Annotated in this window: 1 protein-coding gene and 1 pseudogene; both read right to left on the reverse strand. The window is 31.9% G+C overall.

Translation table 11 applies throughout. From position 1 onward, the window contains the following. A pseudogene (locus IDG60_RS28435) lies at window positions 1–158 on the reverse strand (HAD family hydrolase); the annotation flags it as partial. Between the two features lie 106 nt (window positions 159–264). Continuing rightward, window positions 265–590: PTS sugar transporter subunit IIB (locus tag IDG60_RS28440; protein ID WP_206161172.1), on the reverse strand; the 326-nt coding region annotated here is incomplete at its 5' end.

Below are 590 nucleotides of genomic sequence, written 5' to 3' on the forward strand. Positions count from 1 at the left end.
TGTATATCGTTATCAGTCAAAGTTTCCCAATCTATATGTGAATGAAGACCTAAATAACACTTATCCATTAATAATTCATATACCGTTAATGCAGAGACATCGAAACAACGTTCTTCACTTAAAAAAACGCCATCAACATCAAATAAAATTTTCTTCACAATCCCCACTCCATTTCTGAAAATTCAGATATAAATCATTCTACTATTTGACTAAAAAAAGCGCAAACCCTATTGAAGTTGGATTTGCGCTTTAGCTGTTTAAATTTTATAAATGTTTTTCAATTTCATCAGCAACCTGCTGTACGTGTGTACCGACAATAACTTGAGTTGAATGTTTACCATTAACAGTAACACCAACTGCACCGGCGTTTTTAATCTTCTGTTGATCAATAATAGATGTGTCTTTTAACTCTAGACGCAACCTTGTTGCACAATTAGTTAAATTAACAATATTCTCTTGACCACCTAAACCTTCTAATATTTGTATAGCATGTTGATGATATTTACTTTGTTTAATATCATTTTCACCAGGAGCAATATTATCTTTTACAACTGTTGGATCAACTAATTCATTTTCACCTCTACCAATCG

It is taken from the genome of Staphylococcus sp. EG-SA-2 (assembly GCF_017152085.1).